Genomic DNA, 517 nt, shown 5'->3' on the forward strand with positions numbered 1-517 from the left:
ACCAGCATGCAGCCGGCAACGACGCCGGGCAGCGACAACGGGAAGGTGACACGCCAGAAGGCGCGGATCGGCGTGCAGCCGAGATCCTGCGCCGCCTCGATCAGGGTGCCATCCATCTTTTCCAGAGAGGAATAGAGCGGCAGCACCATGAACGGCAGGTAGGAATAGACGATGCCGATATAGACGGCGATGTTGGTGTTCAGGATGATCAGCGGCGTATCGATGATCCCCGTGCCGATCAGCACCTGGTTCAGCAGCCCTTCCGGCTTGAGAATGGCGATCCAGGCGTAGACGCGGATCAGGAAGCTCGTCCAGAACGGCAGGATGACCAGCATCAGCAGCGTCGGGCGGATGCTGCGCGGCGCCTGCGCCATGCCATAGGCGATCGGATAGGCGATCAGCAGCGTCAGGAAGGTCGAGATCCCGGCGATGACAAGGCTCGAGATATAGGCGTTGAAATAGAGCGGATCGTCGATCAGGTAGCTGTAATTGTCGAAGGAGAAGGTCGACATCTTGT

General features: G+C 59.8%; 1 protein-coding gene. It reads right to left on the minus strand.

The window, feature by feature from the left end:
* Positions 1 to 517, minus strand: a 517-nt coding sequence (locus tag SB764_RS38255) for an ABC transporter permease (protein WP_410866496.1), incomplete at both ends; no start/stop codon positions are given.

The sequence above is a fragment of the Paraburkholderia sp. SIMBA_027 genome (genome assembly GCF_046535315.1).
In the GTDB taxonomy this organism is placed as follows: Bacteria; Pseudomonadota; Gammaproteobacteria; order Burkholderiales; family Burkholderiaceae; genus Paraburkholderia; species Paraburkholderia tropica.